The sequence below is a fragment of the Erysipelothrix tonsillarum DSM 14972 genome (genome assembly GCF_000373785.1).
Lineage (GTDB): Bacteria > Bacillota_I > Bacilli_A > Erysipelotrichales > Erysipelotrichaceae > Erysipelothrix > Erysipelothrix tonsillarum.
Genome location: NZ_KB892377.1, coordinates 567,133 through 585,425 on the forward strand (window position 1 = coordinate 567,133; position 18,293 = coordinate 585,425).

Consider the following 18,293-nt stretch of genomic DNA (forward strand, 5'->3'; position numbering starts at 1 on the left):
TCATGAGTTTTTTATCAATATCACACTTAAATAAGTCATTCGGAGAACTTCAAGTTCTTAAAGATATTAATCTTGAAATCAAAAAAGGTGAAGTTGTTTCCTGCATTGGTTCAAGTGGAAGTGGTAAATCGACGCTCTTACGTTGCATTAACCTCCTTGAAACCTTTGATAATGGCGTAATAACTTTTAATAACGAGGATGTAACAGATCAAAAAATGGATATCAATAAATACCGTTCAAAGGTCGGAATGATCTTTCAATCCTTCAATTTATTCTCAAATAAATCTGTTTTAGAAAATTGCACACTTGCACCGATAAAAGTTCTTAATATAGACCCTAAAGAGGCTGAAATTGAAGCTTTAAAAAATCTAGAACGTGTTGGCATGTCAGAATTTAAAGATCAAAATGTTAAACAACTTTCAGGGGGACAAAAACAAAGAATTGCAATCGCACGTGCTCTCTGCATGAAACCTGAATTTTTACTACTAGATGAGCCGACATCGGCACTTGATCCTGAAATGGTCGGTGATGTTTTAGAAGTTATAAAAGACTTAGCCAAAGAAGGCTACACCATGTTTATTGTTACACATGAAATGGATTTTGCACGTGAAGTAAGTGACCGAATTCTATTTATGGATAGTGGCATTATTCTTGAGGAAGGATCACCAGAAGAACTCTTCCTCCACCCTAAAGAAGAGCGAACAAAACAGTTCTTAACTCGTTTTATGAAAGTTTAATACTAAAAAAAAGGTGTCGATATATAAATCAGCACCCTTAGAAAAAAGACCAGTGAATTATCACTGGTCTTTTTTTAATCTTTATCTTTAATTGATTCTAAAATACCATCGATTTTAGCACCATATTCTGCGGATTCGTCAAGTTTGAAGATTAGTTCAGGTGTACGACGAATACTTAATGCCTTACTTACTTCAGTACGAAGCATGCCTTTTGCTTTATTTAAAGCATCCATTCCTGGTTGCTTTTTAGCTTCTTCTAAAAAACTCACATAAATTGTAGCAAATGAGAAATCATTTGTTACGTCAACATCCGTTATAGTTACGAATTTTAAACTTGGATCATTTAATCTGTTTTGAATAACTGGAGCAAGATCTCGCTTAATAATAGATTCAATGCGTTCTTTTTTTACTGTCATTTTTGATTACCTCTGTTCTACTTCAATTTCACCGAATGACTCAATAACATCGCCATCTTTAATATCATTAAAGTTTTCAATTGTAATACCACATTCAAATCCTTGTGAAACTTCTTTTGCATCATTTTGGAATCGTTTCAATGAAGCCATTTGTCCTTCATAGATCACGACACCATCACGCATTAAACGAACACCGGATTCTTTTAACATCTTACCATCTGTAACCATACAGCCGGCAATTGTTCCCACTTTAGAAACTTTATAGATTTCACGTACTTCAGCTTGTCCGAAGATTTTTTCTTCAAAGACAGGTGCTAACATACCCTTCATCGCTGCTTCCATTGCTTCGATTGCTTTATAGATAATGTTATAAAGTCTAATTTCAATACCCTCTTCTTCAGCTTTTTTACGAATTGCAGCTGTAGGACGAATATTAAACCCAATAATAATTGCATTGGATGCGGATGCTAACATAATATCGTTTTCTGTAATACCACCAACTGTTGCGCGGATTACATTAACACGAACATCATGACCATCTCCCACTTCAATACGTTCAAGAGCAGCTTTTACTGCTTCTGCAGATCCTTGAACATCCGCTTTTAAGATAACATTAATATCTTGGATTTCACCATCAGCGATTTGTTGTGATAAATCATCAAGACTTAATGCACTCGTTTGGTTTCGATCCGCTAAAATACGCGCTTGATTACGCTTATCAGCAACAGCTCGAGAACTCTTTTCATCATCAAATGCTCGGAATGAATCACCAGCGATAGGAACATCACTTAAACCAATGATTTCAACTGGCATTGATGGTAACGCTTCTTGTAACTCACGTCCACGGTTATCAACCATTTTACGAACACGTCCAAATGTAGTTCCAACTACAACTGGATCTCCATGACGTAAGGTACCTTTTTGTACCAGCAAGGTTGCTACAGGACCACGACTCTTGTCAAGTTTAGCTTCTATTACAGTTCCGAATGCAAGACGATTTGGATTAGCTGTCAATTCTTCAAGTTCTGCGGCAACAAGCACTGTTTCAAGTAATTCTTCAATACCTTCACCCGATTTAGCAGAAATCTTAACAAATACTGTATCGCCTCCCCATTCTTCAGCAACGACACCAAGGTCGCTAAATTCAGAATAGACACGATCAATATTAATATTTGGTTTATCAATCTTGTTGATTGCAACAATTAACGGAACATTTGCTGCGCGAGCATGATCTACCGCTTCACGTGTTTGAGGCATAACACCATCATCTGCCGCAACAACAACAATTACAATATCCGTTACACTTGCACCACGTGCACGCATGGCTGTAAAGGCCTCATGACCTGGTGTATCTAAAAATGTAATTTTTTTACCTTTATGGGTAATTTGATAAGCACCAATATGTTGTGTAATACCACCAAATTCATCTGCAACAACATCTGTATTACGAATCGTATCAAGTGTTGTTGTTTTACCGTGGTCAACGTGTCCCATGATTGTTACAATTGGAGGACGTTGCTCAAGCGTTTTCGGATCATCTTTTTCTTCATCCTCTAACGTTAATTCATCAACAGGCTCGACGCGTGTTGCTTCAACATCATACTCCATACAAATCAATTGAACCGTTTCTTCGTCAAGTGATGTATTGATTGTCACCATTGTTCCCATCATAAAGAGAAGCTTGATAACTTCGGCAGGACTCTTGTTTATTTTTTCTGATAGATCCTTAACCGAAATACCATCAGTATACTCAATCTCCGAAATCACGACGTTATCTTTCGGTTTAAAGTTGTCCTGAGCGGGACGCTTATTACGGTTTTGTCTGTTTTTATTATTTCTTTGTCTTCTTTTATTACTCACTTATTACGTCACCTCTTTCTACTAAGTAAGATTTAAATACTTTACTAAATCCTCGATCGTTTACCCCTACGGCAACACGATTGGTCATTCCTATAGACCAAGATAATTCTTCGCGAGTCACACCACCAATAACGGGTATTCCTGCAGTATTGCATTTATCTTGAATCTGTTTTTGAGTTCGATCGGACGCATTATCCGCTAAAACTACAGCATAAACTTTGTTTTTTGTAATCGCTGGAAGTAATTCATCACCATAGACTAATTTACGACCGCGTTGACATAAACCCAGTGTATTTAACATTTTTTGTTTATCGAACATAATTTTTGAGCTCCTCATAAATTTCGATAGGAACCTTTGATTTAAGTGCACGTTCAAGCGCACGTGATTTTTGTGCCTTCTCAATGGTCTCTTCCGTAACATATAAATATGCTCCACGACCATTCTTTCGGCCACTTGGGTCAATTTCAACATTGCCCTCTGGTGTTAAAACTACCCGAAGTAATTCTACTTTCGGATGTTGTTCACCAGTAACTACACATTTGCGTAATGGAATTTTTTTCATCACACACCTCCAAAGACTATTCGGCGTCGTAGTATTCATCAAATTCATCAAAGTCGATTTCTTCTTCTAACCATGAATTTGATTCAGCTGCCTGTTGTTGCTCAATTTGTTTAAGCTCCTCCGGTGAATACTCAGGAAGAATTTCATATTCTTTTTCTTTCAGAAGTTCACTTGTATTAACAGGTTTATCTTCCTCACGTTCAGGTTTGCGTCTACGACGACGTAAGTCTTGTTCTTCTTTACGTGACGCATCCGCAAGTTGTTCAAATTTTGATACATAATCTGTACGGGGTTTGAATACTTCTTTACGATCAAGTTTGATGGTTTCTTCAGCTTCTTCAGGTTCATCCACTTCAACGTTCTCTGATACTTCGATGTTTTCAGCTTTTACTTCTACAACTTCTTCTTGAGTTTGTTCAATTATTTCTTCAGCTGTTGATTCTTCAACTGCCTCAATTGTTTCTTCAACAAGCTCCACAGGTTCAATCACTTCTTCTTGAACTTGTTTAGAACGGATTTCAGCTTCATAAGCTGCCATCAATGCAACATAGTCAATGCCATCTGCTTGCGCTTCTGATACTGACTTAATATCAATGCGTTGTTTTGTTAAACGAACAGCTAGACGCGCATTCTTACCACGTTTACCAATTGCAAGTGATAATTGATTGTCATCAACAATAACCACAAGACCCTTGTTATCAGCATTTGGATAAACTGCAATAACTTCAGCCGGTGCGAGTGCATTATTGATTAACTCAATCATATTATCGCTCCACTCAAAGATATCAATTTTTTCGCCTTTAAGTTCTTCAATAATTGCTTGAACACGACTTCCGCGAGGTCCAATACATGCCCCAATCGGATCAATATCAGAATCGTGAGAATAAACGGCAATTTTGGTACGTTCGCCCGCTTCACGAGCAATCGCTTTAATTTCTACTTGTCCTTCGAAAATTTCCGGTACTTCGTTTTCGAATAATCGACGTACAAGCATTGCATCTGCACGAGACACTAAAATTTGAGCGCCCTTCGTATCACGATTTACATCAGTAATAACAACTTTTAAAGTTTGCCCTTCACGGTATGTTTCCCCTTCGATTTGCGCAGCTCGAGGCATTACCGCTAAAGATTTCCCTAAATTAAGAACTACAAACTTTTCTTCAACACTTTCAACCATGGCCATAATCATTTCGCCAAGTTGATCAATGTATTCATCGTAAACCGCTTGTTTTTCTGCTTCACGAATTTTTTGTTTAATAACGTTTTTCGCAAGTGTTGCTGCAGCACGACCCAATTCAACAATAGGCTCTTCAATCATGTAGTAATCCCCTACTTGAAGTCCTTCAGCACCTTCAGGAAGTTCTGTTATTCCTACTTCTAATTCATCATCCATAACTTCTTCTACGACAAGGAATTTATGAAATAATTTCATTTCTTGGGTTCTTTCATCAATGATTACATCAACAAGAGCATCCGGAACACCGATTTGTTTGCGATACGCTTTAACCAATGAATCCTGCAATGCATCAATAATAATCTCTTTTGAAATATTGCGATTATCTTCAATTTCTTGCATCGCTAATATAACATTTTTAACGTTCATTTCACTATCTCCTTAAACTTTAACTGCTAAACGTAGCATTTTAATATTTAAACGTTCAATTGCAATTTTCTTTAATGCTGTTTTTTGTCTATAAGATACAACAACCTCGTTTTCGTCTACGGATATTACTGTTCCTTCTACATAGTCAGCACCTTGTATTGGATTTTTAAATTTGATTAAAACATATTGATCAACAACATTGCCATAATCTTCTTCAAGCATGACACGTTCTGCGCCAGCTGATCCAACATCCAGACCAATTTCATAATCCAATGCTTCACCAAATGCCTCACCAGCTTTTGCACATAGCTCTAAGTCTACAGGGTTGAAGTCTTTACGAGCAATACTCAACTCAAGCAAATCTTTATTTATGAGTTCTGCGTCAATAATATCAAGTCCCAATGCCTCAGCAGTTGGTTTAATTTTCTCTAAATACTTTTCCATAATCGCTCCTTAGACAATATATAAGGAGTGGCTTAACCACTCCTCTGTTTCAAAGTATATGCATATTATACACTTAAACCTACGTAAAAGCAAATTTATGCACTGAGTTTCAGCGGTTAAAAAATAGATTATTTTCCTTCTCTAGATTCAAAATAAGCTCATCTGATTACTATCTTGAAGATGGCTTGTAACACCAAGTTCATCAAGTTTTTTCACGGAGGTAGAACTGATGCCTCCCCGTGTCATTAGATCCTTTTTGGAAATAAAGGGCTGCTCTTCTCGCGCTTTAACCAGTTGACGGGCAACGTTATCACCGAGACCATCAACCACATTGAACGGAGGCAGAATTGCCTTATCATCACGCGGATCCAAACAAAATTCAGTGGCTTTCGAGAGTTCCAAGTCAATTGGACTTACATGATAACCACGGCTTTGAAGTTCCAATGTAACTTCAAGCGTATCAATTAGATTCTTTTCTTTAATTGATACGTCTTTTTTGGTTTCATAACTTTTAAGACGCATATTGATTGAATTTAATCGACTCGCAACAATTTCTTGGGTTGCACACATCGTTTCAATTTCATAAGCATTTACTCTAAGGGTAAAATACACAGCGTAATAAGCACGTGGATAATATACTTTGAACCACGCCACTCGGATTGCCATCATAACATATGCCACCGCATGGGCTTTCGGGAACATGTATTTAATTTTAAGACATGAATCAATATACCATTCTGGCACATTGTTTTTCTTCATTGAAGCAATCCATTCATCTTTAAGTCCGCGTCCTTTACGGACACTTTCCATAATTGTAAAAGACTCTTTGGCTTCAAGTCCATATTGCATCAAATCAACCATAATATCATCACGACAACCGATTACTTTATCAAAAGCGAGCCCTTGTTTAATAAGTTCCTCCGCGTTGTTTCGCCAAACATCCGTTCCGTGTGAAAGTCCAGAAATCCGAACTAAGTCCGAAAATTTACTTGGGCGCGTGGCTTCGAGCATACCCCGAACAAATGGTGTTCCAAATTCTGGCAATCCCAAACCACCAGTAACTTCATGATATTTACGTTCATCAACCTCAAGTGCTTCAGTAGAGCCAAATAAGGACAAGGTCCGCGCATCATTCATAGGCACATCATGGATATCAACACCGGTTAAACGTTCTAACATTTTCATCGCTGTTGGATCGACATGACCTAGAATATCAAGTTTTAAGACATTGTCATCAATATCGTGAAATTCAAAGTGCGTTGTATACCAGGATGAATCTGGGTTATTAGCAGGATATTGGATTGGTGTAAAATCATGAACATCCATATAGTCAGGAACAACGATAATCCCGCCGGGGTGCTGTCCGGTAGTTCGTTTTACCCCTTCAGCACCCACTGCTAGATATGTATTCCATGCATTATTACTATTTGTTATATTCATGCTTTCATGATAACCCAACACATACCCAAAAGCTGTTTTTTGAGCGACCGTTGAGATTGTTCCTGCCCGATAGACATACTCCTCACCAAAAATCTCTTTGGTGTAGGCATGAGCAAATTCTTGATAATCACCTGAAAAGTTTAAATCAATATCAGGGACTTTATCACCCTCAAACCCTAAGAATGTTTCAAATGGGATATCTTGACCTTCGCAATGTAAATCTTTACCACAGTTCGGACATTTCTTAGGCTCTAAATCAAACCCCGAAGAATATTCTCCACCAAGGAAAAACTCATTGTAATGACATTGATCACAAACATAGTGTGGCGCCAGCGGATTCACTTCAGTAATCTCAGCCATCGTTGCCACAAGTGATGACCCTACCGAACCCCGTGATCCAACTAAGTAACCATCATCCAGTGATTTTTTAACAAGCAGATGTGAAATATAATAAATAACCCCATAACCGTTACCGAAAATCGATTTCAATTCTCGTTCAAGTCGTGCTTCAACAAGATCCGGTAACGGCGTTCCATAAAGATTATGCGCGTTGCGATAAACAATTTCTTTCAATAATTCATCACTGTTGTCCAGATGTGGTGTAAAGAGTTCTTTCTTCTTTGGCGAAACATCTTCAATCTCATTAAGCAGTTTTACAGGATTCTTTACAACATATTCATAAGCTTTATCTGCACCTAAAAACGCAAATGCATCAAGCATTTCATCAGTACTTCTAAAATGCTGATTAGGTGCTTCAAAAGCCATACGACGTTGCTCATTAAAGATATAAAGTGGGTGTCGAGCACCCCCAATTCCTTGAGAATGAATATAAACATCCCGAATGACTTTTTCACTTGGATGGTTATAGTGGACATTCCCTACAGCAAGAATAGGTTTATTAAGTTGAGTTGCCGTCGTAATAATGCGATTGATTATATCCAAAAGTCTTGCTTCACTTTCAATCGCTTGACTTTCTAATAAAGGTCCATATAAATCAAGCGGCATAATTTCTACATAATCATAAAATGCAATACATCGTTCCAAGTCTGCTTGACTCTTATTCATTGCAATCTCAAACAATTCAGAATTGGTACAGCCAGCGCCAATCAGTAAATTCTCACGGAAACGCTCTAATTCAGTACGAAGAATTCGAGGTTCTGCCATGACAGCATCTCCTTTTGAAGTTTTACCAAAAAAAGCGAGATATTTTGTATGCGAGAGTGAGATCAATTGATATAGGTCTTTGATACTTGATTGTGTTTTCGCAATCACGGTACAATGACTTTTACGCAATTTTTTAAAACTCTCCTCATTATTCAATGACTGTAAGTCATCAATACACGTCATTTGGCTTAATTCGTCACGGCGTAGTATTTCCAAAAAGACTAAAGATAATACTTCCGCATCATAATCAGCACGGTGAGCGACACCTTCGTCATAACCAATACGCAGGAATCGCGCAATACTACCAAGACGATATGAACGACGGTTATCAAAAAGAGCTCGAGATAAATCTAAGGTATCAATAACAGCATTTTTGATGGGCTCTCGACCCATTCGACGTAATGTTTCTTGAATAAAATCAATATCAAATTGTGCATTGTGGGCAACAAGGACATGATCTCCTAAGAATTCTAAAATTTGATCCATCGCTTCTTCAATAGTCGGTGCATTTTTAAGATCATTATCCGTAATATTGGTTAACTCTTGAATAAATGGACGTACTGGAACGGGTGCTTTAATAAATGTTTGCATTTTTTTAACAACGCGACCATTTTCAATGAGCACGCCACCAAATTCAATAATGTGGTCATAATAATTAGATAATCCTGTAGTTTCCAAGTCAAATGATACGTAAGATCCCGTTTGTAAAGGTTCTCCGTGAGCATTGGAAACAATTTTAAGTTCAGCATCGACCATGTTCATTTCAACACCATAACCGAGTTTAAATTGATGATCAGGATACTTGGCACGAAGTTTCTTAAGGTTTCCATATGCCTTTGGAAATCCTTGAACCCCTACATGATCTGTAATGATCATCCCTGGGTGGCCCCATTCAAAAGCTTGAGCCATATATTCTGACGCATCATTAATACCATCCATTTCTGAAAATTTAGTATGTAAATGAAACTCAACACGTTTCTCATCCGCAGTATCAAAGCGACGGAAGATATCATCGATTTCTTCATAACGGTCCATTTTGAAGATAAAGTCTCGTTCATATTTCGCATCAAATACATAGGTACCAAATACCCGAATACAAATCCCTTTCGAGATAATTTCTTCTTCTGTATCTGCAAAATCAACCACGCATATCGCCGATTCCCCATCACTCAAGTAATACTTGGCAATAAATTTTCCTGTTCGTGTTTCACGCACTTCAACATCGAATACTTTTCCGGCCACTGAAACATCCCGAGCTTCATCGGTGAGCATACTCATTTTCACGGGATTATAATTTCCTTTACCATTACGTCGTTTCGGAACTCTCGAAACAACTTTACGTTCCATCATTTCCACACGTTCCGGTTTTGGTACTTCTGATATCTCGTCAGCCAGATTTTCAACAGATATTTCTGCACAGACATCTAAAACAATCCCTAATGCATTTAAAGCTTTACAATATGCATCACATTCTCGATGCGTCGCTTCACGATGACGTTCATCTATACACAGTAATTTTAATCCTTCGTCCACAAGTTGGAGGGAAGCTTCTTTAATCGCTGATAAATTATGCATTCGAACAACCATGTCTGAATATTGACTGATATTTAAAAAATCAAGATCTGATTGCGATGCCTCTACCAATAACTCAACATTTGTTTTCGTGTAGATTTTTAATTTTTTTACAACCTCTCGATAGACTGAAAAAGGTAATGATTTCATTACCTTTAAGTTAACAACTAATTTCTTATGTTCTGGATTATACTTACATGAGATAATGTCCGCATCCTCAAAATGAAATGAATAGTTTTTATTAATTCCAAGTTTATCAAATATTTCGGTCACGTTATCATCTCCTTTATTTTACTAATTTTTCAAAAGCATCCTTTGCCGCCATTTGTTCTGCCTTCTTTTTAGACAAGCCTTTTCCTTGTCCGAAAATTAACTCATCCAGTTTTACAACTACTTCAAATTCTGGCGCATTCGACGGTCCAACGACGTTGATTACTTCATAACTTACAGATTTTCGCGAATCGGCTTGTATATATTCTTGTAATTTTGTTTTATAATCCGTGATGCTTAACGATTCTAATTCGTTGAAGGCTTCACTCATCACTTGATCAAGAATAATATTTACACTATCAATACCACTATCAAGGTAAAGAGCACCAATAAAACTCTCAAATAAGTCAGCTATAATGGATGCTCGTACACGACCACCATTTTTTTCTTCACCCATACCTAACATGAGGTAATCATTGAGTTTTAGCTTTAAACTATATTGCGCCAAAGCTTCTTCACAAACTAACTTAGCGCGATATAATGTCATATCTCCCTCATTAAAATGATCCTTATGTTTAAATAAACGTTCTGAAACACAAATTTGTAAGACTGCATCACCCATGAATTCAAGGCGCTCGTTGTCTTCTAAACGTTCTTCTACTTCATTTACATATGAAGAATGAATAAACGCATTATCAATTAAATCTTTATTAATATATGGAATCTGTAAAGAATCCAATAAATCCCATTTTGTCATGTTATCACCTTATAATATTATACACCATTATGTCGTTTTAAAATACTGTCGGCGGTCGACATCCGCAATTATTTCTTGGTAATCCTCATGATTTAGATTTTCTGCAATTTTTTCCGCATCAATCTTAGCCTGTTTAAGGATTTTTTCATCTTTTACAATATCACCCAGGATAAAGTTCGGCAACCCTGATTGACGTTGCCCTAAAACATCTCCAAAACCACGGAGTCGCATATCCGTCATGGACAATTCGAAACCATCATGTGACGAAACCAGAGCACTCAATCGCGCCTCAGTTTCTTCACTCTCATTACTACTCAGTAAATAACAGATTCCTTGAACACTTCCCCGGCCAACGCGACCACGGAGTTGGTGCAGCGTTGCTAGGCCAAATTGTTCAGCATTATAGATAATCATCGTGTTTGCATTATGCACATCCAACCCGACTTCAATAACACTTGTACTAATCAGTATATCAATCGTCCCGTCGGCAAACCGTTTCATTTTTTCGTTTTTAATTTCGCTCGGCATTTTCCCGTGAACATAATCAACATTGTAGGATGCGAAAACAGGTTTTAAGTTTTTACATATCGTTAGTACATTCTTTACACCAGGTCGCTCGCCCTCATCAATTGCAGCACACACAATATAGATTTGCTCTTTTCGTTCAAGTCGCTCATAAATCGTAGTCATAATGGATCGCAGTGAATTTTCGCGAATCCATTCTGTTTTAATTGTTTTTCGATGACTTGGATATGTCGCAATCGTAGAAACATCTAAATCAAAAAATAAACTTGAGGCTAAGGTTCTTGGAATCGGAGTTGCGGAAAGCATCAAGGCATCAACTTTTTCCCCTTTTGTAATTAACGCCCTGCGTTGGTCAACACCAAAACGATGTTGTTCATCAATAACCACCAGCCCCAGATTGCGAAACTGCACATCTTTTTGAAAGAGCGCGTGCGTTCCAAAAATAAATTGCACTGAGCCCTCACGAATTGCCGATAAGCCTTCATCACGATCTTCGATACCTTGCGATATAACAACACAATCAACTTCTGGAAACAAACGCTTGAAGGTCTGAACATGTTGCATCAACAACAATTCAGTAGGAACCATCATCGCAACTTGATAACCCGATCGATACACAGCATATGCCGCTAATAGGGCAACAACCGTTTTACCACTCCCTACATCACCCTGAAGCAAACGATTCATTTGTTTGCTACTTGACAGATCACTTAAAATATCATGAAGTGATGTCATTTGATCTTCAGTAAGTTTAAAAGGAAGGGTGTCTAATATCGAAAGTGCATCCGCAATCATAAAAGGTTTGGGAACTCCAAAATCACGTGTTCCATTATTCATAGCGATCGAGAGATGATACGCCAAAAACTCCTCATATTTAAGCGTTCTTAAACCAAATTGAAGCTCACGTTCACTTTGAGGTTGATGCATTGATTTAATAGCATCGAAACGATCTAAAAGATGATACTGTAATTGGAACTCGTTGGGAATTATATTAGGTATGGTTACGTCCGCTATAATTTTATGAATTAATCGCTCAATCTCATATTGTTTAATACCCGATTTTTGGCTATAGATTGGTTTAATTCCTACGATTTCTTCAATGTTTTTATTACTTACCGTTTTAGCGGTAACCCTACCATCTGTACCAACGACACCGACGACAACAATACCATGATCGTAATGACGTGCATTCAGAAAACGTCGATTAAAAATCGCTACACCAACGATTTCATCATCAACCACGACTTTAAAATTTGTGACCGATTGATTTTTACGAAAAGTAAAATGTTTAAAACCACCCAATAATCGACCCGAAAAAACAACCGTATCGCCAGGCTTCCATTCCCCATGGGGTTTTGATTCAAGACGCTCATAACGATAAGGAAAAACCATCAAAAAAGCTTCTGGTGTCTCAGCACCATAGGCTTGCATGATTTTTGTTTGTTTATCCGTTAGTTTCATATAAAAAATAAAAGGGCTAAGCCCTTTTATTCTACTCCAATGATGTACGAATAAACAGGTTGTTCACCGCGGTGAGACTCAACTTCCACATCATATGTAGATTCAATATAGTCTACAACTGCAGCTGCTTCTTCAACGGATACATCTTCACCTGCAATCAAGGTCACAAGTTCACTCTCGTCATCAATTAATTGTGCACAAAGTGCTTTTGTAGTTTCGAAACGATTTGGGTTTGTTACAACGATGTCTTTTTCAAGAATACCCATGAAATCATTTTGTTTGATTTCAATGGACTCAAACATTGTATCTTTAATAGCGTAAGTTACTTGACCAGTTTTCGTATTAGCAACTGCATCAAGCATTTCACCTAAATTATCCTCAACATCAACATCAGGATTAAACATCACACATGCTGATAATCCTTGAGGAATTGTCTTAGTTTCAATAACGTGAATATCTTTATCATCGCAAATATCTTGTGCCTGTTTAGCGGCCATAATAATATTTGAGTTGTTAGGTAGGATAAAGATATGGTCTGCATCGATACTATTGATAAGAGCTACAAAATCTTCAGTTGAAGGATTCATTGTTTGCCCACCACTAATAATATATTCTGCACGTAGTTCTTTAAACATATCAACAACACCTGATCCGGCAGCTACTGCAACAATTGCATATTTACTATGCTTATTTTGAGTTGCTTTTTCTTCAGCATCTAGGATTGTATTATGTTGTTCTGACATATTTTCAATTTTTAATTTAACAAACTCACCATAGCGTTGGGCTAGGTTTAATGCGTTCCCAGGTTTAAGTGTATGAACGTGCACTTTTACAAGGTCTTCATCAGTTACCACAACAAGTGAATTTCCTAATGCTTCAAGTTGAGCTCTAAATTTATCTTCGTTATAGCGATTTGTTGATTCTTCATCAAGACGAACTATAAATTCTGTACAGTAACCAAATTCATCGTGTTCAAAATCTGACGCAGCAGCGTGATTTGATTCATCACTGTCTTCAAGTTCAATTGGTGAACCTTTAAGTTCAGCTAAAAAACCTTCCAATACAGTTACATAACCCTTACCACCACTGTCAACAACACCGACTTCTTTAAGAACAGGTAACAATTCAGGGGTTCCATCGAGAGATTTGTTTGCTTCTACAACAAGACATTCAAAAAATTCAATAATTGAAATTTCAGGATTTTTAAGAACATATTCATAAGTAGCTTGTGAACTTTCACGTAAGACTGTTAGAATCGTACCCTCAACAGGTCGCATAACAGCTTTATATGCAACTTCTTTTCCCATTTGGAAAGCTTCAGCTAGATCCATTACACTTGCTTCTTGTAAATTCTCAACCGATTGTGCAAATCCACGGAATATTTGAGAAAGGATAACGCCTGAGTTACCGCGAGCACCCATTAGAAGACCTCGAGATAATGTTTTAGCTAATTGACCTAAATGTGATGTCACAGCTTTCTTAGAATCGGTTAAACCACTTGTAAATGTAAGATTCATATTGGTTCCTGTATCACCATCGGGCACAGGAAAAACGTTAAGAGCATTGATTTCATGATGCTTATTTGTTAGATTGTTGGCACCACTTTGAAGCATCTTCAAAAAGATATCGCCATTAATAGTATTCATTATTGAACAACCTTAATACCTTGAACATAAACATTAATCGTATTAAAGTTTTGTTGAAGTGTTTTTTCTAACATGTATTTCGCTTTCTTTTGAACTTCGAGTACTACTTCTGAAATCTTAACGTTATAACTTACAATTATATATAAATCCAAATCAAAACCGTTATCGCCTTTTCGTACAATAACACCTTTTGAATAATTTTCACCTTTTAACAATTCTGCAAGACCATCTTTAAAAACTTGCTGAGAGGCCATTCCAACAACACCATAACATTCTGTCACGACACCGCCAGCTAGCATTGCGATTGCTTCGTTTGAAACATTGATTTTTCCAAATTCATTGGTTTTTTCAATCGCCATCATTTCTCCTCCTCTTTCTTATATTTAATAATATTTTTATGATCCACACGCTTTCACTACAGCAGACTGTGTTTCTTCTGTTGGGCCATACTCAATAAACTCGATACATCGAGCGCTTGGATCAGCCCCACTTATAATAGTAGCATATTTATTGAGTTGTGGTAAAGTTTCTACATTTGTAAATACAAAGTAGTCATTATTCATCACAATACGCATGTAATCCGGTTCAACTTTTGTTGGTTCGAAATGAATCTCCGAAACCGACGCCATAGAACCATCATCAATCGTTGAAAGTGCGGTTAACAATGCTTCTGTAATCGAATCATCATTAAACCCAACTAGTAAGGGTAACCGCTCAATAACAGTTGGGTCAACTGTTTCAAATTCTTTATAGTATCCATCTTCAAAATAAACTCGAATCGAAGGTTCTAAAGTATACCCGACTGCTTTTTTTTCAGTAACGTTGAGATTGACAATACCTTGTCGATAATAAACATGTGTATCGACCGTATCCAGTCCTTTAACGGACTTTCCTTTTTGATTTAAGATACCCTTATACGTTAAATAAATACGTTGATTTTCATGAACTTTTAACGATTCTTTGATTTCATCATCAGTGAGAACAACATTACCATTCACCCGTACTTGTTGGATACGAGATGCGTCACTTTTATCAAAGAAATAGATGCCGATAACAATCCCAACCACAACCATCAATTGAACAACTCGAAATGCGATACGACGTCTTTTTTTGCGACGTATCGTTTTTTTCTTTTGATCAATAGTAGCCTTTATTTTATCGATAGGCTCACGTTCATCATTTAATTCTGGATTAGTGCGCCGCGTCATGAAGTCCCACCACCTTTTCAACTAAATCAGCAATATCTGAAACAGCATTGGGTGTCGCACGTTTTCGTGCATTTTCACCAAGTTGTAGTAAACGTTCTTCATTTCGAATTAATTTAAACACGCGATCATTTAATACGTTCTCATTGATATCTTCTTCTAAGAGCATATCACATGCATTTTTATCAAATAACGATTTCGCATTGTAGTATTGATGATTATTCGCAACATAAGGACTTGGTATCAATAATGAGGGTAAACCAAATGATTCAATCTCTGCGACCGTCGAAGCGCCTGAGCGACATACAATTAAGTCTACAACCGGAAGCAATGCTTTTTGATCGACAAAACCTTCCAAATGAATATTTGGGTGAACCTCACCTACAGTTTGTTTGAACTTTTCGATATGCAAAGGTCCTGTAACAATGATGACTTGGGTTTCCGAATCATTATAATGACGAACATACGATTCAAACTTTTTATTCATTGCCGTTGATCCTTGAGATCCCATGACCATGAGCACCGTTTTTAGATTAGGATTTAAATTCAACCGTTTCACTTCTGCTGTGCTATCAATTGTTTCATTAATCAATGAAGCACGTGGATTCCCTAAATAATAGACATGATCGCGACCCTCAAACGCTTCTTCATAACATGTAATAATCGCTTTCGCTGAATCCGCAACCATTTTATTTGCTTTACCAGGATATGCATTTTGCTCATGAAGAATGATTGGTATTTTAAGTGATTTTGCCGCAAAAGTAACGGGACCACAAACATAACCACCAAAAGCAAATACCACATCCGGTTTGATAGTTTTTAAATGTTTTTTAGCAGTACGATAAGCACCAAATTGAGAGAATACAGCTTTGATTTTATCCAAAGCACTTCCTTGAAGGCCTTGATTGTGGATAGGGAAAAATGGATAGCCCGCTTCCGGAACAATCCAAGATTCCATCTTATGGTCATTTCCAATAAATACAACCTCAGAATTGCGTTTGTTTTTAATAAAATCAGCATAGGTAATTGCAGGGTAAATATGTCCCCCACTACCACCGGTAACAATACATACTTTCATATTCTACCTCTATTCAAATAGCCTTTGATTAACATCAATTTTAAGATGTTCATAAGCCTTCGTTGTCACAACACGACCTCGGGGCGTACGATTAATGAAACCAAGTTGTAATAAGTATGGTTCATACACATCTTCTAAAGTCATCGTTTCTTCAGATATTGAAGCGGCTATAGCTTCAATGCCCACCGGACCTCCGTCAAAACGTTCGATAATCCCTCTTAAATATCGTAAATCAACATCATCAAGTCCTAAATCATCAACTTTTAATTTATTTAAAGCTAATTGAGTAATTGGAAAATCAATCACGTTATCATTGAGAACTTGTGCAAAATCACGCACCCGTCTGAATAAACGGTTAGCAATTCGCGGTGTTCCACGAGAGCGCTTTGCAATTTCACTTACTGCATCATGGTCAATGCTTGTATTTAAAACACGACTGGTACGGGTTACGATGGTTTCTAATTCATCATGACTGTAATATTCTAGTTTTGAAATAATACCGAAACGGTCTCTTAACGGTGACGATAAGTCCCCTGCCCGTGTTGTTGCACCAATTAATGTAAACGGTGGTAAATCAATTTGGATGCTTCTTGTTGATGAGTCTTTACCAACAACAAGATCCAATGTGAAATCTTCCATCGCGGGATATAAAACTTCTTCAACCGCTTTAGGCATCCGATGAATTTCATCAATAAAAAGAACATCACCCGGTTCAAGACTCGAAAGAATCGCAGCTAAATCACCACTGCGTTCGATACTCGGACCACTTGTCACCTTAATACCAGTTTGCATTTCATTTGCAATAACGTGCGCTATGGTCGTTTTACCAAGTCCTGGAGGACCGTAAAACAGTAAATGATCGAGTGCTTCATTGCGCGATTTCGCCGCTTCAATAAAGATTTTTAAATTTTCTTTTAATCCTTCTTGACCTACATATTCGCGTAGCGTTTGAGGACGTAGATTTTCTTCGTAATCTTGTCCCGAAGCAATTTGCTCACCTGACATCAGACGTTCTTCCATCTACACCCCTCGCTTTCTTGAATGCAACAGTTTCAATCCTGCTTTAATAAATTCATCTACAGAATCCAAATTTAGCATCGCCAGTTCATTTTTAATATTATTCAATTCTGCTTTCTTAAACCCTAAATCACCCAATGCATCCAAAGCTTCTTCCAACTGCGGGATTGCCGCACTCTTTGAAACCCCTGTTTGCGTTGCTACAAATTTCCCTTTAAGGTCTAACATCATTTGAGAAGCCATTTTAGGGCCTACTCCCGGCAGTTTCTTTAAAAAGGCCATATCTTCTTGGTCAATCGCCCTTACGATGTCATCGCCGCTAAAACGGCTTAAAATGGTTATGCCCGTTTTAGGCCCAACCCCTTTTACCGTTATTAGTTGACGAAATATATCTAGTTCTCGTTTTTCAACGAAACCAAATAAAATGATTGCATCTTCTCTCACATGTTGATAAGTGTGAAATATTATGCTCTCATTTAATGTCACCATCTCTGGATTCCCACAAAATACTTGATAACCAATACCATGGTTATCGACCACAACATAATCGATTCCTCGATCCACTGCAACACCTGAAATAAATGCAATCATATTA

At 37.4% G+C, this 18,293-nt stretch carries 16 protein-coding genes; 1 reads left to right on the plus strand and 15 read right to left on the minus strand.

Annotated elements, in window-relative coordinates; all coding sequences use genetic code 11:
* Window positions 1-2 precede the first annotated feature (2 nt).
* The gene (locus B096_RS0102605; protein ID WP_018579234.1) at window positions 3-737 is read left to right on the plus strand and encodes an amino acid ABC transporter ATP-binding protein; all 735 of its coding nucleotides are present in this window, start codon (window positions 3-5) and stop codon (window positions 735-737) included.
* Between the two features lie 74 nt (window positions 738-811).
* Here the strand turns inward: B096_RS0102605 and rbfA are convergent, their stop codons facing one another.
* The 15 genes from rbfA to ruvA form a co-directional block, all read right to left on the minus strand.
* Window positions 812-1,153 carry a 30S ribosome-binding factor RbfA gene (gene rbfA, locus B096_RS0102610; protein ID WP_018579235.1) on the minus strand — a complete coding sequence of 114 codons (342 nt, stop codon included), beginning with the start codon at window positions 1,151-1,153 and terminating at the stop codon, window positions 812-814.
* A 6-nt stretch (window positions 1,154-1,159) separates the two neighbouring features.
* Window positions 1,160-3,013 (minus strand): translation initiation factor IF-2, encoded by a 1,854-nt coding sequence (gene infB / locus B096_RS0102615; protein ID WP_018579236.1) that lies wholly within the window; start codon window positions 3,011-3,013, stop codon window positions 1,160-1,162.
* Window positions 3,006-3,332 (minus strand): L7Ae/L30e/S12e/Gadd45 family ribosomal protein, encoded by a 327-nt coding sequence (locus tag B096_RS0102620; protein ID WP_018579237.1) that lies wholly within the window; start codon window positions 3,330-3,332, stop codon window positions 3,006-3,008. The genes infB and B096_RS0102620 overlap by 8 nt, the downstream gene beginning before the upstream one ends.
* The gene (rnpM, locus tag B096_RS0102625) at window positions 3,322-3,576 is read right to left on the minus strand and encodes an RNase P modulator RnpM (protein WP_018579238.1); all 255 of its coding nucleotides are present in this window, start codon (window positions 3,574-3,576) and stop codon (window positions 3,322-3,324) included. The genes B096_RS0102620 and rnpM overlap by 11 nt, the downstream gene beginning before the upstream one ends.
* A gap of 16 nt (window positions 3,577-3,592) precedes the next feature.
* Window positions 3,593-5,179 carry a transcription termination factor NusA gene (gene nusA, locus B096_RS0102630; protein ID WP_018579239.1) on the minus strand — a complete coding sequence of 529 codons (1,587 nt, stop codon included), beginning with the start codon at window positions 5,177-5,179 and terminating at the stop codon, window positions 3,593-3,595.
* A 12-nt stretch (window positions 5,180-5,191) separates the two neighbouring features.
* Window positions 5,192-5,623: a ribosome maturation factor RimP gene (locus tag B096_RS0102635; RefSeq protein WP_018579240.1), complete on the minus strand. Its 432-nt coding sequence runs from the start codon at window positions 5,621-5,623 to the stop codon at window positions 5,192-5,194.
* A gap of 147 nt (window positions 5,624-5,770) precedes the next feature.
* A complete protein-coding gene (locus tag B096_RS0102640) occupies window positions 5,771-10,072 on the minus strand; it encodes a PolC-type DNA polymerase III (RefSeq protein WP_018579241.1) in 4,302 nt (1,433 codons plus the stop codon).
* Between the two features lie 13 nt (window positions 10,073-10,085).
* Window positions 10,086-10,766, minus strand: a complete 681-nt coding sequence (gene rnc, locus B096_RS0102645; protein ID WP_018579242.1) for a ribonuclease III — start codon at window positions 10,764-10,766, stop codon at window positions 10,086-10,088.
* 27 nt (window positions 10,767-10,793) lie between these two features.
* Window positions 10,794-12,752, minus strand: coding sequence for an ATP-dependent DNA helicase RecG (locus tag B096_RS0102650; RefSeq protein WP_018579243.1), 1,959 nt, complete (start codon window positions 12,750-12,752; stop codon window positions 10,794-10,796).
* 26 nt (window positions 12,753-12,778) lie between these two features.
* Window positions 12,779-14,398, minus strand: coding sequence for a DAK2 domain-containing protein (locus B096_RS0102655; protein ID WP_018579244.1), 1,620 nt, complete (start codon window positions 14,396-14,398; stop codon window positions 12,779-12,781).
* Entirely contained in the window at window positions 14,398-14,757 is a 360-nt protein-coding gene (locus B096_RS0102660) for an Asp23/Gls24 family envelope stress response protein (RefSeq protein WP_016357183.1), read from the minus strand. Before B096_RS0102660 ends, B096_RS0102655 begins: the two co-directional genes overlap by 1 nt.
* A gap of 36 nt (window positions 14,758-14,793) precedes the next feature.
* Window positions 14,794-15,606: a cell division protein FtsQ/DivIB gene (locus B096_RS0102665; RefSeq protein ID WP_018579245.1), complete on the minus strand. Its 813-nt coding sequence runs from the start codon at window positions 15,604-15,606 to the stop codon at window positions 14,794-14,796.
* Window positions 15,590-16,681: an undecaprenyldiphospho-muramoylpentapeptide beta-N-acetylglucosaminyltransferase gene (gene murG, locus B096_RS0102670; protein WP_018579246.1), complete on the minus strand. Its 1,092-nt coding sequence runs from the start codon at window positions 16,679-16,681 to the stop codon at window positions 15,590-15,592. The genes B096_RS0102665 and murG overlap by 17 nt, the downstream gene beginning before the upstream one ends.
* 9 nt (window positions 16,682-16,690) lie before the next feature.
* On the minus strand, window positions 16,691-17,701 hold the full coding sequence (ruvB, locus tag B096_RS0102675) for a Holliday junction branch migration DNA helicase RuvB (protein WP_018579247.1): 1,011 nt from the start codon (window positions 17,699-17,701) through the stop codon (window positions 16,691-16,693).
* The gene (gene ruvA / locus B096_RS0102680) at window positions 17,702-18,289 is read right to left on the minus strand and encodes a Holliday junction branch migration protein RuvA (RefSeq protein ID WP_018579248.1); all 588 of its coding nucleotides are present in this window, start codon (window positions 18,287-18,289) and stop codon (window positions 17,702-17,704) included.
* Between the last annotated feature and the right edge of the window lie 4 nt (window positions 18,290-18,293).

Excerpts from the sequence above, each read along its gene's own strand:
- B096_RS0102660 (WP_016357183.1), bottom strand. The coding sequence starts at position 14,757 with ATGGCGATTGAAAAAACCAATGAATTTGGAAAAATCAATGTTTCAAAC.
- rnc (WP_018579242.1), bottom strand. The coding sequence starts at position 10,766 with ATGACAAAATGGGATTTATTGGATTCTTTACAGATTCCATATATTAAT.
- murG (WP_018579246.1), bottom strand. The coding sequence starts at position 16,681 with ATGAAAGTATGTATTGTTACCGGTGGTAGTGGGGGACATATTTACCCT.
- B096_RS0102665 (WP_018579245.1), bottom strand. The coding sequence starts at position 15,606 with ATGACGCGGCGCACTAATCCAGAATTAAATGATGAACGTGAGCCTATC.
- B096_RS0102620 (WP_018579237.1), bottom strand. The coding sequence starts at position 3,332 with ATGTTCGATAAACAAAAAATGTTAAATACACTGGGTTTATGTCAACGC.
- rbfA (WP_018579235.1), bottom strand. The coding sequence starts at position 1,153 with ATGACAGTAAAAAAAGAACGCATTGAATCTATTATTAAGCGAGATCTT.
- B096_RS0102655 (WP_018579244.1), bottom strand. The coding sequence starts at position 14,398 with ATGAATACTATTAATGGCGATATCTTTTTGAAGATGCTTCAAAGTGGT.
- rnpM (WP_018579238.1), bottom strand. The coding sequence starts at position 3,576 with ATGAAAAAAATTCCATTACGCAAATGTGTAGTTACTGGTGAACAACAT.
- nusA (WP_018579239.1), bottom strand. The coding sequence starts at position 5,179 with ATGAACGTTAAAAATGTTATATTAGCGATGCAAGAAATTGAAGATAAT.
- B096_RS0102635 (WP_018579240.1), bottom strand. The coding sequence starts at position 5,623 with ATGGAAAAGTATTTAGAGAAAATTAAACCAACTGCTGAGGCATTGGGA.
- B096_RS0102650 (WP_018579243.1), bottom strand. The coding sequence starts at position 12,752 with ATGAAACTAACGGATAAACAAACAAAAATCATGCAAGCCTATGGTGCT.
- B096_RS0102605 (WP_018579234.1), top strand. The coding sequence starts at position 3 with ATGAGTTTTTTATCAATATCACACTTAAATAAGTCATTCGGAGAACTT.
- ruvA (WP_018579248.1), bottom strand. The coding sequence starts at position 18,289 with ATGATTGCATTTATTTCAGGTGTTGCAGTGGATCGAGGAATCGATTAT.
- ruvB (WP_018579247.1), bottom strand. The coding sequence starts at position 17,701 with ATGGAAGAACGTCTGATGTCAGGTGAGCAAATTGCTTCGGGACAAGAT.